Source organism: Bacillus sp. Nf3, assembly GCF_003028545.1.
In the GTDB taxonomy this organism is placed as follows: domain Bacteria; phylum Bacillota; class Bacilli; order Bacillales; family Bacillaceae; genus Bacillus; species Bacillus safensis.
Genome location: NZ_PYUA01000003.1, coordinates 525124 through 541846, shown reverse-complemented (window position 1 = coordinate 541846; position 16723 = coordinate 525124). Strand labels below are relative to the sequence as shown.

The following is a 16723-nucleotide window of genomic DNA, read 5'->3' as shown; positions in this document are numbered from 1 at the left end:
TATTGGTGCACTTTAAAGCCTTGTTATATTAGCGGTGTACTAAGTACACCTATTATAATGTATAAGGAGCATGTGAAGCTGCCGCGCTCTCGTTTAAGCTTGGGGGCGTGCCAAGCCCCTCGCCTATACGAAAAAGGGGTGCTCTTGTAAAGAACACACCCCTTTATTTAGGTAACTTAAATTCTGTTATCCCATTCGGATTTTAGGTAACTTAAATTCCGTTAAAAGAAAAGAGCCAATGATAATTACATCATTGGCTCTTCTTAACTTTAAAGATATAGTTTCTTTCAATCCACACTCCTCAAGAGAGCGACAAGCTAATAATACCAATCGTTCTAGCAAAGTCTAGTCAATTATTAGGTTTATTTGTTGCATCAATGTAATGCTTATTAGATTTCTTATTCTCTATAATATCTTCAGTCCTACCCAAAAGCATTTGAATCTCTTTTCTATTATACTGCTTTTTTATTTTCTCTTTAAATGCTGTTTGTTGATTAATAGTTGCTTTATGCATCTTTTTCCCCAAATTATTTCAAATAAATCCCGATGTATTTACTCTGTTCAAATGATGTAAATTCGTTGGTTTCGTTAATTTCATTCATAGAAATCACCTCCTAAACATATATCGAAGGTGATTTGGAAATTTTCAGGTGTTCACTGAATTGGTTCTATTTAATGTAAAATTCGCTAGTGTAGAATGTTCCAAGAGTTGCAACATGATTGCCCTTTTTGTCGTAACGTTCTACATCCACTCTAAAGCGATAAGTACCTTTTTTGTTACCAAATGACTCTTTGATGTCAAATTGATCATAAAGTTTTTCACCTGGGTTAAGGGGGTTTGGGGAATTTGTTTTAATTGTCTCCCACTTTCCATTAACCTTTCTTTGTGGAATAAGGTTGGGACCAACACTAAAGTCATTGTGGTTTTGTACTGCAATTCGTACGACCTTATCCTCTCCAATTTTGTGATTAGCTTTTGTCGGGCTCGCCGACACTCCAAATCCTGATGCCATGCTCATCATCTCCCTTTTTATATTTTGCGCTCCTATCCCTCACCAAAGCACGTGCAGCCATACACCCAAAAGACGACTGTTCCCATCAAATCATCGTTTCCTCCGAATACGGCCGCCTTGTCTTTGATACGTTTCGCGTCTCGTTCCCATGATTTCTTCCCAATCCCTATTGGTAATGGGATCAGCATCGTTCTCCTTCTTTCTATTAGAACCAGGAGCAATGCTTTTAAATTGCTTTAATGTCTCTTTAGAAACAGAATCCCTGATCTTCATGTTCATACTCTCCTTGCCGAATAAGCACCACCTTACGCTATTCGCTTAAATAGATTTTTGAATGATGACTACACTCCGAGAGGATGCCAAGTACAGCCATTCATCAAGTAAAATGAAAAACTGTCCTCGATACGGCTGCCGCAGACCAGCTGCTATCCAGGCTCAGAACGTCCCTCTCGTATGGTCACATTCCTCATCACCTTTATTCCGTATCCAGATACGCCATTGATAAGGGAAAGGCGCGTCTCCCAATAAAAAAGCGGACACCAATCAAGGCACTTAGAGTGCTCAATGATCAGCGTCCGCAGGTTCTTCCTTCTGGACAAAATATTCACGTTCGTTTTGCTTGTCTCTATCATATGATGATCCGCTTAGGAAAAAAGGTCCCCTTTTTATCCCCCTTTTTGTCGGCTCTTTCTCGGCAATACAAATAAAAAAAGTGCCCATAAACATGGACACTTTGGTTCTATTATTCCCAAAACGCATCGCCTTCAGAATTAATATACTTCTGAAGAAAAGTTTCAAAATCTACATCAAGCAGCCTATATTCTAAACCGTCTTCAAATAGATAAAGGTTGGAATTTCCCTTATTTATCATCAAGTAGCACCCTTCAAAAAGAGCAGCAATAGCTGTTCCATCAACCTGATCAAAAAAATCATTAGACAACTCGGATTCGATTTCTTCTAAACTGAAAATGTGTAATCCTCCACCCACCTTGTTCCCAAAAACTATGTCTTCAAATATTCTTGCGCCATTATGTAGACATAAAAACTCTTTGAAATCGTCAGGCAATGCATGATGTTTCTTTTCAAATTGTTTTATATTTTCTTGATCGGCTGGGGCATTAAAGGTACAGCACTTTTCATAGACTTCACCGTCTACCGAGAATTTGATGATGTTCTTCTCATCTAATTGATTTTTAAGCTTTTCTAATATCTGCACGATCCTACCCAATCTTTCACCTTCTATCTATATCCTCTCCACCAAGTAGAAACCTCTTGTTGATGCAGCGTTCTTGTGAGTGCATATAAATTACCCATTTTATTATCTCCACCATATTCTAAAGGAATAACATGGTGAATGTCTAAACCAGACCAATCCCATTTAGAATCTCCGTATTTACTAATATACATCTGATATATTTATTTCGGATGTCCTTATCTCTCTTTACTCTATCTTCAGGCTTATACCATTTCATATCTGCTTTTGTTGGTGATGGTAATGATTTACCACTATGATTTCTCATCAATCCCTTGAAGTAATCACAATTGTTCAGATTTCATCCTACCACTCCTTGAAAGTTCATATGGAAATTTTCTTATAATCTATCTAACTCTGAAAATCGTTCGTATTTTACAAAAATACCCTTGAATTTTTTATAAAATATAGGATAATTAAGGATGTCAAAATAAACTAGGGAGTGTTTTAAATGAGATTAAAGAAAGTTATAACTTGTTCCGCATTATCCTTTGCTTTACTGGTTTCTGGATCTCCTGCATTCGCTTCAACTTCTAATGCAGACAGCAACATGAGTCAAAAGATTATAACTCCTCAAGTTGAGCTGAAAACTATTCATCTAAAAGCCAATACACAAAAAGAATCTATCATTTGTCTCTTTCCTCCTAAAAGATGCAAAAGAGGGTGATGGTACTCGGACAGGCAAATATCAAGGTTGGTATTAAAAGTGAGATACCCCTATCTCACTTTTAATTAGCTAACTTTAAAATTTATAGTTGCCATCACTATGCCTGTTTTAATAATTTCAGAATCATTAGCAATTAACTTATTTTTGACTGTTTCCTGCAGGTGGAAGCCTCCTGCTATTTTATTTTGTGTGAACTTGAGTAATTTAACTTTGTAAATTGGCCGTCACGTGTAGTGATTTCCCTTTTCCCGTAAATAGATGCTTCAGCTAAAAACGCTTGGTTGGAATGGCCATATAGAATAATGACTTTCACTTCTCCTTTGGTCATAAAGTTATTAATGGAGATGGTTGAATTTGTAACTTTGTAAGGATTATTCATTCGCACAAGTCTCCTTCTGTAAATTTGTTTTTCATCTGATATTCCTCTTCCTTTCCTAATTAGACACTCTGTATTTGCAAATATAGCGGACAATATCGCTCCACTTGGACTTCGTACCAATCATTTCAGCAAGGTTTTGAATACTTTTTCTGAGACCTTCGTTGAAAAGTTTTAAAGACGCCTTTTTTGTGGGTGAATTGTGGGTAGCGGCTTCTTCATTTTGAAATATTAGAAACACCCACAAAAATAAAAACCCCCTGAAGCCAATGGCTCCAAGGGGTTTTCTTTATTAATACTGAGACATATACTGATCGCGTTCCCATGGGTGTACTTGGGTGCGGAACATATCCCATTCGATTTCTTTTGATTCGATGAAGTGCTCGAATAGGTGATCGCCTAGTGCGTTGATCATCACTTCGTTTGATTTTAGCAGCTCGAGTGCTTCTGCAAGTGTTGCAGGAAGGTCAGCGATGCCGTTTTCAAGGCGCTCTTCTTTGTCCATGACATAGATGTTTCTGTCAATTGGTGCTGGTGCGTCTAGTTTGTTTTTGATTCCGTCTAGACCTGCTGCAAGTAATACGCTTAGTGCAAGGTATGGGTTTGCAGATGGGTCTACGCTACGCACTTCTACACGTGTGCTGATGCCGCGTGATGCCGGGATACGGATCAATGGGCTGCGGTTTTGTGCACTCCATGCCACATAGCAAGGTGCTTCATAGCCAGGTACAAGACGCTTGTATGAGTTAACCGTTGGGTTTGTGACTGCTGTAAAGCTTGTTGCGTGCTTGACGATACCTGCGATAAAGTGTCTAGCAGTCTCGCTTAATTGTAGATCTGCTTTTTCATCGAAGAATGCGTTTTTACCATTTTTGAATAATGATAGGTTACAGTGCATACCAGATCCGTTTACACCGAACAATGGTTTTGGCATGAATGTCGCATGAAGACCGTGTTTTCTCGCAATGGTTTTGACAACGAGTTTGAATGTTTGAATGTCATCACAAGAACGGATTGCGCCTGCATATTTGAAATCAATTTCGTGCTGTCCTGGTGCTACTTCGTGGTGAGATGCTTCAATTTCAAAGCCCATTTCTTCAAGCTCTAGCACGATATCACGGCGGCAGTTTTCACCTAGATCTGTTGGTGCAAGGTCAAAGTATCCACCTTTATCGTTTAGTTCAAGCGTTGGCTCGCCTTTTTCATCTAATTTAAATAAGAAGAATTCTGGCTCAGGTCCAAGGTTGAAATCGCTAAATCCTAGTTCTTCCATTTCCTTCAAGATACGCTTTAAGTTGTTACGCGGGTCTCCATCAAACGGTGTCCCGTCTGGCTTATAAATGTCACAAATAAAGCGTGCAACTTTACCTTTTTCTGCTGTCCAAGGGAAAATAACAAATGTGTTTAGATCTGGGTATAGGTACATATCTGATTCTTCGATACGTACGAATCCTTCAATAGATGAACCGTCAAACATACATTTGTTATCGAGAGCTTTTTCTAACTGGCTCACAGGAATCTCAACATTTTTAATCGTTCCGAGAATGTCTGTAAATTGCAGACGGATGTACTTTACGTTTTCCTCATTTACTAATTTTACGATATCTTCTCTTGTGTACTTTGCCATTTCGTAAAACTCCTCCCTACAAAAGGTAAAATGTGTATAGCAATGCTTTTGCTAATTGGTTAACGGAAGAACCTTGACATATCCCCCTGCCTAAAGGTCGTTCCTTGTTGGAAACGTCCAGCCTGAATGAGTTCCTTCTTCAGTAGCTTCCTGAGTTCATCATCTGACAAGTTGTGCTTAGCTGTGGTTTTTTCCTCCGTCTTTTTATCAGACGATGGATTTTCTGCCTCAGCTTTGGCAAAAAGTTTTTTGATTCCTGCCATGTTTACACCTTGTTCGATGAGGTTTTTAATTTCTAGTAATTTATCAACATCATGAAAAGAAAATAATCGGCGGTTTCCATCACTTCTTGCTGGAAATACTAAACCATTTTCCTCATAATAGCGAATTTGTCTTGCAGATAATTCTGTTAGCTGCATGACAATCCCAATTGGGAATAAAGGCATTGAGCGGCGAATGTTATCACTCATCTCAACTGTCTCCTCCTCTTTGCTTAAATTTATTATATGTCATGTTATATTATGTGTCAACAATATGTTAGGAATATTAACATGGTTTTTTTATTGAGCAGGCACTTCAATAAAACCTTGATCCAATAAGGCATCGACAGCACTGCAAATCGCATTTTTCACATGGGCATACGTGAGACCGCCTTGCACATAGGCAGTATAAGGCGGTCTGATCGGACCATCGGCTGATAATTCGATACTGGCTCCTTGTACAAACGTCCCCGCTGCCATAATGACATCATCCTCGTAGCCCGGCATATAGCTTGCATGTGGTGTGACGTGACTGTTAATCGGAGATGCATACTGGATTGCCTGACAGAACGCAATCATTTTTTTAGGATCTCCAAATTCGACAGATTGAATCAAATCTGTTCTTTTCGCATTCCACGCTGGGTTTGTTTGGAATCCGAGCTTCTCAAGAAAACGAGCCGTAAATACTGCGCCTTTTAAGCTTTGAGCCACAACATGCGGCGCCAAGAAAAAGCCTTGATACATTTCCTGGAGGGCATACAGCGATGCACCTGCTTCACTGCCGATGCCCGGAGATGTCATTCGATAAGAGCAAGCTTCGACCCATTTTTCTTTTCCAACGATGTAGCCGCCTGTTTTGGCAAGACCTCCACCTGGGTTTTTAATGAGTGAACCGGCCATGAGATCAGCTCCGACATGACACGGCTCTTGTAATTCAGTAAATTCACCATAACAGTTGTCTACAAACACAATGATTTCTTCATTTATCTCTTTCACAAATGAAATCATTTGCTCAATTTCTTCTAGAGTAAAGGATGGCCTTGAAGCATAGCCTTTTGAGCGCTGAATGCCGATGACTTTTGTTTTAGAAGAAATCGACTCTTTTACTTTGTCGTAATCGACTGATCCATCTTGACGCAAATCAATGGCTTTGTAGTCAATCTGGAAGTCTTTTAATGAGCCTGTCCCTTCTTTGCCGCGAATCCCGACAATTTCTTCTAACGTGTCGTATGGTTTTCCCGTCATGTAGATCAATTCATCGCCAGGTCTCAGCACACCAAATAAAGCAATGGAAATCGCGTGTGTGCCGGAAATGATCTGCGGACGGACAAGGCCGCTTTCTCCACCGAAGACATCCGCATAAATCTTTTCTAACGTGTCTCTCCCCATATCATCGTAGCCATATCCAGTTGTTGGATTAAAGTGAGAGTCACTGACTTTGTGCTTTCGATAGCTTTCAAGAACCCGCCACTCATTTTGTTCGCTCGTTTGATCAATTTGCTGATGTACGTGTAATATCTCTTGTTCTGTTTCTGCTGCTGCTTTTTCTAAAATACTGCCGTGTTTTAATGTGTGAAACATCTTGATTTAATTCCTTTCCAACATATACTTCTTGATTTGACCTAAGATGGTCTGATCCTCACCACTATATCCGGTGATGTCGTAAATCTCTGCTTCTTTTTGAAATTCTAGTGATTCCACAAGCGTTTCTGATTTTAATGCAGAGATGAGCTTCCCTTCATACGCTGGAATCTTCACATGATATGGCTTTAAAAAGGCTTTTTTCAGCTCAGCCATAATATCCGCTTTTAACCTTTTTACATCTTCTTTGCGTCTAGCACTGATTAATATGTGGCGATGCTTTGAAGATGGGATGAAATCTGGTCTAATTTGATCTTCCTTGTTATAAACAGTCAGCATTGGAATACGGTCCGCTTCTAATTCTTCTAAAAGCTCATGAACCGTTCGTTCGTGCCCTTCATAATCCTCATTAGAAGAGTCGATGACATGAAGCAAATAATCGGCTTCCTTCACTTCTTCAAGGGTTGAACGAAATGCGGCGATCAGTGTTGTAGGAAGGTCTTGGATAAAGCCAACCGTATCCGAAATGAGCACACTGTAGCCAGATTCTAATGTCATCTTACGCGTCATTGGGTCAAGTGTCGCAAACAGCAGATCCTCTTCATGACTATCTGCTTCTGTTAATTGATTAAACAAAGTTGATTTTCCGGCATTCGTATACCCGACAATGGCAATTTGGAACACACCATTTTTCTTTCGGCGTTCCCGGTATCTTGTTCGATGTTCTTTGACTGCAGATAACTGCCCGTTAATTTCGTGAATGCGGTTTCGAATATGACGTCTGTCTGTTTCAAGTTTTGTTTCACCTGGGCCTCTTGCGCCAATTCCGCCTCCTTGTCTTGAGAGGCTGATCCCTTGTCCACTTAGTCTCGGCAGGGCATACTGAAGCTGGGCAAGCTCTATTTGCAGCTTCCCCTCTCTTGTACGGGCTCTTTTAGCAAAGATATCTAAAATCAATTGCGTACGATCAATAATTTTTACATCTAAAGCAGTCGCCAAAGCTTTTAGCTGGCTTGGAGAAAGCTCGTCGTTAAAAATAATGACATCACATTCGAGTTCTTCGCAAAGCACCTCAAGTTCTTCTACTTTCCCTTTACCGATATACGTTGCGCTGTCTTGTCTATTTCTCTTCTGCGTCATCACGCTGACAGCTTCACCGCCAGCCGTTTTGGTTAAGGAAGCTAATTCTTCCATTGAGTATTGAAAGCGTTCATCCGTTACATGCGGCAATTGACAGCCGACAAGGATCGCTTTTTCAGTCATTTCATGTTCATTCAACGTCAGTTGTTTCCTTTCTGTACTTAAGTTTTCAGTAGTACCATCATACCAAACAGATCACACGTATACCACTATTCGGATGGTTTATTTTAGTGACTCTTTATAAAAAGGATACGCCATTTCAAGAAGGCGTATCCTCTTTCATTTGAAGATCGTGACTTTTAATGGTCAGCAGATCTTTTTTATCATAATGATCCACAAGAAGCAGTCTCATCGCCTGGGTTCGTATCGCCTTTTCAATGGTGTTTCGTACAAACCGGCCATTGCTGAATTTTGCCGGGCTTGTGGTACTTTTAATGTGCATTAAATAATCCCGCAGCTTCCATTCAGCTTCTTGTGTAAATACATATTCTCTGTCCGCCATCATTCGTTTTGCAATATCCATGAGCTGATCGACTGTATAATCAGGAAAGCTGATGTTGATTGGAAATCTTGATTGCAGACCAGGGTTTAAAGAAAGAAAATGATCCATTTCCTTGGAGTAGCCAGCAAGAATCAGAATGAATTCGTGCTGTTTGTCCTCCATATGTTTTACAAGGGTATCAATCGCCTCTTTTCCAAAATCTTTTTCTCCTCCGCGTGCAAGAGAATAGGCTTCATCAATGAACAAAATACCGCCTAGTGATTTTTTAATTAAATCCCTTGTTTTTTGCGCTGTATGACCAATGTACTCTCCAACAAGATCACCGCGTTCTGCTTCAATTAAATGACCTTTTGAGAGCACATTCATTTCAAAGAAAAGCTTCCCGACAAGTCTTGCAACTGTGGTTTTCCCTGTGCCAGGATTCCCTTTGAACATCATATGAAGCGCTTGTTTTCCTACCTTTAACCCTTGTTCCTGCCGTTTTTGATTAACAAAAATCCAAGCATAAATCTCTTTTATGTTTCGTTTCATTTCATCCATACCGACAAGGCTGTTCATTTCACGCTCTATTTCCCGTAAGATGCTGTGTTTTGCCTCATTTTTCTGCAAGGCTTCTAGGTATTCTGCCTCTGAGTCTGCATCAACCAATACTTGCTTTTGTCCGTTAAGTATAATATTGATTTGGCCGTTGTTTTTATATGTGACAGCTCGCTCCAACGTATTCACCTCTCGCTCTTCTCTCTTTATTCTATTCGGGTGGAGCTGTAATCGTGACAATCGCCCGCTTAAGCCCAAGTTTGCTGTCAAAATGACCCGAGATACCGAATATTGTAGGGATTTGTGCGGTTTCCCAGGAAATGATGTGCTATTTCCATTGTATTCATCCCGTTTGGGCGGACAAACCAACAATTTGTTTTTTCTTAGAAAAATGTAGCTTTTTGATCACAAATGATGCAGAAAAGAGTCTCAATGATTTCCGCATTTTGTACAGGCAATTCTTCTATTTTCTCATAAAATAAAGACGAGGTGATGAATAGATGGTGAAAATTTTTATTGATCCTGGCCACGGAGGAACAGATTCTGGAGCTAGTGCTAATGGACTTTTGGAGAAAAATATAACACTTCAAATCGCGCTTTTACTGAGAGACATTTTGATTAGTGAATATGATGGGGTTTCTGTCCGCTTAAGTCGTTCAACTGACCAATCTGTCACTTTGTCCCAGCGTACGAATGCAGCAAACAGCTGGGGAGCTGACTATTTCGTATCTATTCATATTAATGCTGGCGGAGGCACAGGGTTTGAAAGCTATGTGTATCCTGGCGTTTCAGCACCGACCACCACGTATCGCAACGCCCTTCATGATGAAATTGTCCGCTCAGTTGATTTTGCTAACCGCGGCAAGAAAACTGCGAACTTCCACGTTCTTCGAGAAACTTCTATGCCCGCTATTTTAACAGAGAATGGTTTCATTGATACGACAGCTGATGCTAATAAGCTCCGCAACGCAACCTTCCTTCAAGGCATCGCTCGCGCTCATGCGACTGGTCTAGAAGAAGCCTTTCAATTGAAAAAAAAAGCAAGTAATCTTTATAAAGTGCAGGCAGGAGCTTTTAAAGTGAAAGCCAATGCAGATGAATTAGCAACCACACTTAAATCCAAAGGCTTTGACGCATTTGTTGTATTAGACGGAGGTATGTTCCGAGTACAAGCCGGGGCTTTCCGTACAAAGCAAAATGCAGATGACCTCGTCGCAAGATTGAAGCAGGCCGGTCATGACGCATTCGTTTTCCAATAATTTCAAGCTGTTGTAACGAAACAAACCGGCTCAAGTCTTCTACTGAGCCGGTTTGTTGTGTATTTATTTACGCTAGGATATTGACGACAAATTGAGACCATGTTTCAAGACGATCGAAGTACTCAGGCTTTTTCAAATCGGCTGTTTTCATCCATTTTCCTGAAATTTGATCTGTTTCTTTTACTTCTACATGAGCACCCGGAGATAGTTCAAGCGCTGATAACAGTCCAATGTGCACACGGCCGACACTGTTGTCATCGTCATTGATTAATCCAAGGGTTTTCATTTCAAGTTTGTCTTCTTCTTGAATTGAAAGTTCTTCGTCCAGCTCACGATCCGTATTTTCTTTTAGAATCTCAGCAAAGTTTTTTCCTTCAATGAAATTCATATGCCCCCCAAAGCCAAGAGATAACTTATGATGTAAGCGAGTCTCTCCTCCGCCTTGAAGTCTTTCGTATACATACACTTCGTCCTCACGCTTAATCACGACATAAGGAATCGGCTGCTTGAAGTCAGGATTTTCTTCTGCATCGCCTCTTCGCATCTGCTCGAAGTGCTCTTCGATTTCTTTCATAATGGTGCTGATTGTTTTCTCTTCACTGTTCACACCATTAAACGCAAGTGTTTCGTTTTGGAACACTTGCGTACGCGGTGCAACTAAAATGATTTCGTCCATTTTTCCCATGTTCGGTAACCTCCAGTATGTAATACATTGTTAGAAATGGCAAAAAGCCAAAACGAGTGATGCGTTTTGACTTTTACGCTTTCCTTATGATTCATCTCCAAAGAAGAAGTCGTCATCTTTTAACGGCTCAACTGTTGCTTTTTTGTAGCCGTTCCCTTTCATTGAGAAGAAGTCATGCGATTTTGTTTTTGTATTGAGTCCGTTCAATACAATAGGGTTAATCTCTTCTTCTTCAAAATAAGGGGCAAATCCAAGGTTCATTAACGCTTTATTGGCATTGTAACGAATGAACTTTTTCACATCATGCGATAAATTGACTTGGTCATAAATATCTTCAGTGTAATGAAGTTCATTTTCATAAAGCTCGTTTAAAAGGTCAATAGAGAAATCATACAGCTCTTTTTGCACTTCAGGTGTTTGTTTGTTGTAAATTTCTTGTGCTAATAATCCAACGTACACACCATGAATCGCTTCATCACGCAAAATTAAGTTGATGATTTCACCGCTTTGCATGAGCTTTCCTTGCCCATAGAAATATAGCGGGTAGTAAAAACCACTATAAAATAGGAAGCTTTCTAAATAAACAGAAGCAACCATTGCTTTAAAGAGAGAAATAGGATCGTCCTTTTGAATCGAACGGTATAAACTGACAATCATATCTGCTTTCTTTTGCAGGAATTTATTCTTCTTGACCCATTCAAACACTTCACTGATCGTTTCAGTTGGTGCGAGTGTCATGAAGATATTGGAGTATGATTTCGCATGTACCGCATTTTCCATCATTGCCATAAAGTTGAGTACAGCTTTACGTTGATGGCCGTCCACATGTTCTGCAACAATCGGCATCCCTGTATTTCCTTGTTCTGTATCAAGTAAAGTCAGTCCAGCAAGTACCTTCATGTACGTATCTCGCTCTTTTTCACCTAAGTATTTCCATGTTAAGAGATCTCCGTTTAAGGAAATCTCTTCTGGAAGCCAAAACTGCTTCACATTTTGGTTGTAAAACATTTGTGTAAAATCGTCTTCGTGTTTTGACCAGTTGGCTGCATCATAAATTTTTGTCACGTTAAACTCTCCTTTAATCAAACAACACAAGAAAGACAGCCTTCCTGCCCTGTATCCTTCGTTCTTGCATAATAAAGTGTCTTAATGCCTTTATGGTGTGCATAAAGATCGATGCGGTTTAAATCACGCGTTGTCATCGTATCTTTTAGGAATAGTGTAAAGCTGATTCCTTGATCGACGTGCTGCTGAATCGTTGCGATCATATCGACCACTTTAAACATGTCCATATCGTACGCTTCTTTATAGAAGAACCAGTTTTGCGCTGAAAGACCTGGCATTGGGTAATAGGTTTTGCTGTTGCCGTATGTTCTTTCTTCGATACGTTCCATAATTGGCATCACAGAGGCTGTTGCCGATTGAACATAAGAAATGGAACCTGTTGGTGCAATACATAAACGATAGCTGTGATACATGCCATTTTCCGCTACAAATTCTTTGAGTGCTGCCCAGTCTTCTTTTGTTGGAATGTGCATGCCTTCAAATAGTGCTGCTGCTTTTTCTGTTTTTGGTGTGAAATCATTTTCCACGTATTTATTGAAGTACTCACCAGTTGCATAGCCAGAGCCTTCATAACGATGGAATGTTTCTCCTTTTTCTTTCGCAAGCTCACTTGAGCGTTTAATTGAATAATAGTTCACCATCATAAAGAACGTATTTGCGAAATCTCTTGCTTCTTCACTTTCATAGGCAATTTGGTTTTGAGCTAAATACCCATGAAGGTTCATCGCACCAAGTCCAATTGACTTCATCGCTTTGTTCGCTTTTCGAACAGCCGGTGCATTGCGAATGTCTGTTGTTTCAGACACAAGCGTTAGTGAGTCTGTTGCAAGCTTAACCGTTTTTTCGATCGATTTGTTTTTCATGACATTCATGATATTTAATGAACCAAGGTTACAAGAAATATCAAGACCGATTTCATCTTCTTGATCATAGTCCGTGTAAGAAGAAACCTCTGACGCCTGAAGCACTTCTGAGCAAAGGTTTGAGAATTTCACTCGTGAAATATGGTTCAAAGCATGCTCTCTGTTTACATTATCTTGGAACATGATATATGGATAGCCTGATTCTGAGCGTAGAACAGCCAATTTTTCAAGAAGCTTTCTCGGATTGACTTTTTCTTTTTTAACTTTCGGGTTTTCTACAAGCTCGTCATACATTTCTTCCATGTCCATCTCATCAAGATGCTGTCCATATTCTTTATAGACTGTGTGCGGATAGAAGGTGTAAGCTGTTTTATCTTCTCTAGCAAGCTCGATAAATTTATCCGGGATGACGACTCCAATGGACAGAGTCTTCACGCGAACATCTTCATCTGCAGAGATTTTTTTCGTATCTAAGAAATCATTGATATCTCTGTGGAAAATATTCAGGTAGGCACTGCCTGATCCTTGTCTTTGCCCCATTTGATCTGCATATCTGAATGCATTATCAAGAAGCTTCATCACGCCGACGACACCTTTTGTCGCATTTTCTACATCTTTGATTGCTTCGCCTTTTGCACGAAGTTTTGACAGGTTCAAACTGACGCCGCCGCCTAGTTTTGACAGCTGCATGGAAATATCAATCGCTCTTGAAATATCGTTTAGTGAGTCATTCACTTCAAGCAAGAAGCAGCTCACAAGCTCACCGCGTCTTTTACGTCCAGCGTTCAAGAAGGTTGGTGTACTTGGCTGGTACTCTTGATTGATCATCAATTCTACAAACTCAAGTGCTTTTTCTTTATCCCCACCCGCAAAGAAAAGTGCTACAACTGAAATGCGGTCTTCATAGCGTTCAAGGATTTTCTTTTTATCATTTGTTTTCAGTGCATAGTCATTGTAAAACTTAAATGCACTCATAAATGATGGGAATCTAAATTTTTTGGCATATGCAGCTTCAAAAACTTCTTTAATATCTGCCATGCTGTATTGTCTTAAAAATTCTTCCTCATAGTAGTCGTTTTCTATTAAGTAATCAATCTTCTCTTCTAGATTGTGAAAAAAGACCGTGTTTTGATTAATGTAATCTACGAAATAACTATGTACAGCTTCTTTGTCCTTATCGAACTGAAACTTTCCTTCTTTTTGAATCATAATTTCGTTATTTAATTGTATCCACTTTGGAACCTGATTTTGTGACAATTCTTTCTACCTCCTGTGTAAACAATTCAACATCCCTTTTTGTTCCGCTTAGTTCAAAGGTGTGCAAAATAGGAACTTGATATTGTTTAGAAATCGTATCGGCGCTTTTTGCAAAATTATCTCCCCACACTTTGTTGCCACTCACCGCAACACCTAGTAAAAGGTGAGCATTTTTTTCTAAAAAAGACTGAGTGGTACTAGGGACTTGTCCAAATCCTGTCGTAAAGGTGACGAGAATAAACGGCGTATCCAAAAACTCTTCTCCAGTCAATTTTCGTTTGTCTGTAAAAGGGGTCTTGTCCAAAAAGCGTTGAACATTTCCTGTTTTTGAATCAAATACGATTTGAATCAATTCCATCACGACCTAGTTTTTAGTATTGTTGATCATTTCGCTATTCACTATATATAGTATACTATGTTTTTTCAAAACACAACATATAGATGTTCAAAACGAAAAAAATCAACCAACCCGGCCGAACCTTCATAGCCGAACTCGTACGTTCAAATAAATAGAGCAGAACAGGATCTAAAAATAGACTGCTCTACTCCCTATTCAACTGAAACCGAAATCTATCATAACACGAAAAAAAATCGCTTAGTAGACTAGACTTTTTGTTTTATTTTTTGTAGGCATCGCACTGTAAATCTTCTGACACTTCTGTAATTTCCACTTCAACACCTAATTCTTTTAGCACCGCTTCAAGCGCAGAGGCGATTGAAGCTTCTCTCACTAATTCTTTCCCATTTACAGAAACACTTGTTCCATATTCGAAACAGGAATCGTCTTCACAAGTTTGTTCCCAATGATTAATTTTAATTTTATGTGTCATGAACTCATCCTTTTCTGTCTAGATGTCTGATGCATGATTATAGTGTAGCGGCTTCACATTCATTTGTAAATTTACGTGCTTACTCTTCATCATCAAGGCCATCATCATATTCTTCTTCATCCCATTCATCTATGTATTTCGTTGTAACGAGCGTCAGTTCTCCTTCTTTTTCATCAAATCGGTACACATGTACTTGATCATCTTTCACAACAGCAAAGTGATTATTTTTTAGTGCAGCAGATGATGGTAAAACGCCATCTGCATTTTCATGAGAATGGTTATTCCAACTTTCTTGTCTCGTTTCAATGTTTGAGATAGCGCACGATCCAAACAAGACTACAATTCCAATCAAAAGGAGGATTACTCTAATCCTTCTTAATTCAAGCTCTGCATTTTCCATATGAATCCCCTCACCCTTCTAATATCCAATAAATAAGGAATTATACGGAAAATCGGCAGAAAAGTTTCATTGCATACAAAATAGCCCCTCTGCACTGACAAAAAACGTAGCGGGTTCGGCCGGTTTATTCGCAGAGGCATGGGGCTATTCAATACAACCTATACTATTCTAATTCCAGATTTACATTCTTTTGAGGTGCAAATGTAGAAATGGCGTGTTTATAAATAAGCTGCTGCTTTCCTTCTGTTTCAAGCAGCACCGTGAAATTGTCAAATCCTTTCACTTGACCGCGAAGCTGAAAGCCATTCAGTAAGAATACTGTGACAAATGTATTGTCTTTGCGGATCTGATTCAAAAACTGCTCCTGAATATTAATCGGTTTCATGTTTCGTCCTCCTTGATTCTGATAACTACAGTTTCGCTTTAAGTCCAAGCTTTCCTGCTATATATGCGAAAATTTCCTCTTTTTTGTCTGAAAAGTGGCAAGGCGGTGTCATATCAAACCAAGTGACCGCCATTTTATTACGGAACCACGTGAACTGACGCTTCGCATATCTACGGGAATTTTGCTTTAATTGCTGGATGGCTTCATCAAGTGAGCAGTCACCTTGAAAATAGGCATACAGCTCTTTATAACCAATGGCTTGAACAGACTGACAATCCTTCAAGCCTGATTGATAAAGTGCTCTCACTTCTTCAATTAAGCCCTCATCTATCATCATATCAATTCTTTGATGAATGCGCTCGTACAAAAGCTCTCGATCCATTTTCAGCCCAATGAAGGCTGTATCATAAAGAGGAACTTCTTGATGCCCGTTTTGCATTTCCGACATTTTCTGACCTGTTGTATGGATCACTTCCAGCGCCCGGATCACGCGGCGGACGTTATTCGGATGAATAGCATTTGCCGCATCAGAATCTACTGCCTTTAGCTTTTCGTGCAGCAAAATCGCGCCGTGTTGCTGTTCAAACAGCGCCATTTCTTCTCTAAAAACAGGGTCACTTTTCTCATCCGTAAATGTGTAATCATATAAAACAGATTGGATATAGAGGCCTGTTCCGCCGACAATCATTGGCGTTTTCCCTCTAGCGGCAATCTCTTTGATCTTCGAACGGACCAGCTGCTGAAATTCAGCTGTCGAAAAGGATTCGTCCGGCTGTTTAATATCAATTAAATGGTGCGGGATGCCATTCATTTCTTCGGGGGTGATTTTAGCTGTTCCAATGTCCATTCCTTTATAAATCTGCATAGAATCCCCGCTGATAATCTCTCCATTAAATGCTTTGGCTATATCAATGCTCAATTTGGTTTTGCCGACAGCCGTCGGCCCTACTAATACGATTACTGGCTGCTTCGCTTTATTCATAACATCACTCTCTTTTACAAAACTGCCTACAGTATAGCATAA

20 protein-coding genes are annotated in these 16723 nt (G+C 39.7%); 2 read left to right on the top strand and 18 right to left on the bottom strand.

All coding sequences use genetic code 11. The features are described 5' to 3' along the window. Positions 1 to 349 precede the first annotated feature (349 nt). The 4 genes from C9414_RS20245 to C9414_RS12190 all read right to left on the bottom strand — a co-directional run bounded on the left by C9414_RS20245 (position 350) and on the right by C9414_RS12190 (position 2241). Positions 350 to 514, bottom strand: coding sequence for a hypothetical protein (locus tag C9414_RS20245; RefSeq protein WP_181286144.1), 165 nt, complete (start codon positions 512 to 514; stop codon positions 350 to 352). Positions 515 to 668: 154 nt separating this feature from the next. Further along, positions 669 to 1013: a structural protein gene (locus C9414_RS12200; protein WP_107163718.1), complete on the bottom strand. Its 345-nt coding sequence runs from the start codon at positions 1011 to 1013 to the stop codon at positions 669 to 671. 90 nt (positions 1014 to 1103) lie between these two features. Next, the gene (locus C9414_RS12195) at positions 1104 to 1286 is read right to left on the bottom strand and encodes a hypothetical protein (protein WP_073980085.1); all 183 of its coding nucleotides are present in this window, start codon (positions 1284 to 1286) and stop codon (positions 1104 to 1106) included. A 469-nt stretch (positions 1287 to 1755) separates the two neighbouring features. Continuing rightward, the gene (locus C9414_RS12190) at positions 1756 to 2241 is read right to left on the bottom strand and encodes an SMI1/KNR4 family protein (protein WP_107163717.1); all 486 of its coding nucleotides are present in this window, start codon (positions 2239 to 2241) and stop codon (positions 1756 to 1758) included. Positions 2242 to 2716: 475 nt separating this feature from the next. Between C9414_RS12190 and C9414_RS12185 the strand changes: the two genes are divergently transcribed. Beyond that, on the top strand, positions 2717 to 2932 hold the full coding sequence (locus tag C9414_RS12185) for a hypothetical protein (RefSeq protein WP_242056701.1): 216 nt from the start codon (positions 2717 to 2719) through the stop codon (positions 2930 to 2932). A gap of 175 nt (positions 2933 to 3107) precedes the next feature. Here C9414_RS12185 and C9414_RS12180 read toward each other — a convergent pair whose 3' ends face one another. From C9414_RS12180 to spoVK, 6 genes are all read right to left on the bottom strand, one after another. Next, on the bottom strand, positions 3108 to 3311 hold the full coding sequence (locus C9414_RS12180; RefSeq protein ID WP_107163716.1) for a hypothetical protein: 204 nt from the start codon (positions 3309 to 3311) through the stop codon (positions 3108 to 3110). Between the two features lie 289 nt (positions 3312 to 3600). Next, positions 3601 to 4935, bottom strand: a complete 1335-nt coding sequence (gene glnA, locus C9414_RS12170; protein ID WP_007499421.1) for a type I glutamate--ammonia ligase — start codon at positions 4933 to 4935, stop codon at positions 3601 to 3603. A 59-nt stretch (positions 4936 to 4994) separates the two neighbouring features. Further along, entirely contained in the window at positions 4995 to 5405 is a 411-nt protein-coding gene (locus tag C9414_RS12165; RefSeq protein ID WP_039178801.1) for a MerR family transcriptional regulator, read from the bottom strand. 90 nt (positions 5406 to 5495) lie between these two features. Beyond that, on the bottom strand, positions 5496 to 6776 hold the full coding sequence (locus tag C9414_RS12160; protein WP_107163714.1) for a methionine gamma-lyase family protein: 1281 nt from the start codon (positions 6774 to 6776) through the stop codon (positions 5496 to 5498). A 6-nt stretch (positions 6777 to 6782) separates the two neighbouring features. Further along, on the bottom strand, positions 6783 to 8054 hold the full coding sequence (gene hflX, locus C9414_RS12155; protein ID WP_041084763.1) for a GTPase HflX: 1272 nt from the start codon (positions 8052 to 8054) through the stop codon (positions 6783 to 6785). Between the two features lie 121 nt (positions 8055 to 8175). Continuing rightward, positions 8176 to 9135 (bottom strand): stage V sporulation protein K, encoded by a 960-nt coding sequence (spoVK, locus tag C9414_RS12150; protein ID WP_024424083.1) that lies wholly within the window; start codon positions 9133 to 9135, stop codon positions 8176 to 8178. 320 nt (positions 9136 to 9455) lie between these two features. Here spoVK and C9414_RS12145 point away from each other — a divergent pair, with 320 nt between their 5' ends. Beyond that, complete coding sequence (locus tag C9414_RS12145) at positions 9456 to 10214, top strand: N-acetylmuramoyl-L-alanine amidase (protein WP_107163713.1); 759 nt, start codon at positions 9456 to 9458, stop codon at positions 10212 to 10214. A gap of 67 nt (positions 10215 to 10281) precedes the next feature. On the opposite strand, the gene C9414_RS12140 is transcribed toward C9414_RS12145, so the two are convergent. The 8 genes from C9414_RS12140 to miaA form a co-directional block, all read right to left on the bottom strand. Then, complete coding sequence (locus C9414_RS12140; RefSeq protein ID WP_039178787.1) at positions 10282 to 10899, bottom strand: hypothetical protein; 618 nt, start codon at positions 10897 to 10899, stop codon at positions 10282 to 10284. Positions 10900 to 10983: 84 nt separating this feature from the next. Further along, positions 10984 to 11964 carry a class 1b ribonucleoside-diphosphate reductase subunit beta gene (gene nrdF, locus C9414_RS12135; RefSeq protein WP_034662137.1) on the bottom strand — a complete coding sequence of 327 codons (981 nt, stop codon included), beginning with the start codon at positions 11962 to 11964 and terminating at the stop codon, positions 10984 to 10986. A gap of 17 nt (positions 11965 to 11981) precedes the next feature. Continuing rightward, the gene (nrdE, locus tag C9414_RS12130; protein ID WP_034281935.1) at positions 11982 to 14084 is read right to left on the bottom strand and encodes a class 1b ribonucleoside-diphosphate reductase subunit alpha; all 2103 of its coding nucleotides are present in this window, start codon (positions 14082 to 14084) and stop codon (positions 11982 to 11984) included. Next, a complete protein-coding gene (gene nrdI / locus C9414_RS12125; protein ID WP_008360380.1) occupies positions 14044 to 14436 on the bottom strand; it encodes a class Ib ribonucleoside-diphosphate reductase assembly flavoprotein NrdI in 393 nt (130 codons plus the stop codon). The genes nrdE and nrdI overlap by 41 nt, the downstream gene beginning before the upstream one ends. 265 nt (positions 14437 to 14701) lie before the next feature. Then, complete coding sequence (locus C9414_RS12120) at positions 14702 to 14914, bottom strand: hypothetical protein (protein ID WP_039178783.1); 213 nt, start codon at positions 14912 to 14914, stop codon at positions 14702 to 14704. Between the two features lie 79 nt (positions 14915 to 14993). Next, positions 14994 to 15314 carry a YmzC family protein gene (locus C9414_RS12115; RefSeq protein WP_039178780.1) on the bottom strand — a complete coding sequence of 107 codons (321 nt, stop codon included), beginning with the start codon at positions 15312 to 15314 and terminating at the stop codon, positions 14994 to 14996. A 163-nt stretch (positions 15315 to 15477) separates the two neighbouring features. Further along, positions 15478 to 15699 carry an RNA chaperone Hfq gene (gene hfq / locus C9414_RS12110; protein ID WP_024424088.1) on the bottom strand — a complete coding sequence of 74 codons (222 nt, stop codon included), beginning with the start codon at positions 15697 to 15699 and terminating at the stop codon, positions 15478 to 15480. Between the two features lie 25 nt (positions 15700 to 15724). Next, complete coding sequence (gene miaA, locus C9414_RS12105) at positions 15725 to 16681, bottom strand: tRNA (adenosine(37)-N6)-dimethylallyltransferase MiaA (RefSeq protein WP_107163712.1); 957 nt, start codon at positions 16679 to 16681, stop codon at positions 15725 to 15727. Positions 16682 to 16723 lie beyond the last annotated feature (42 nt).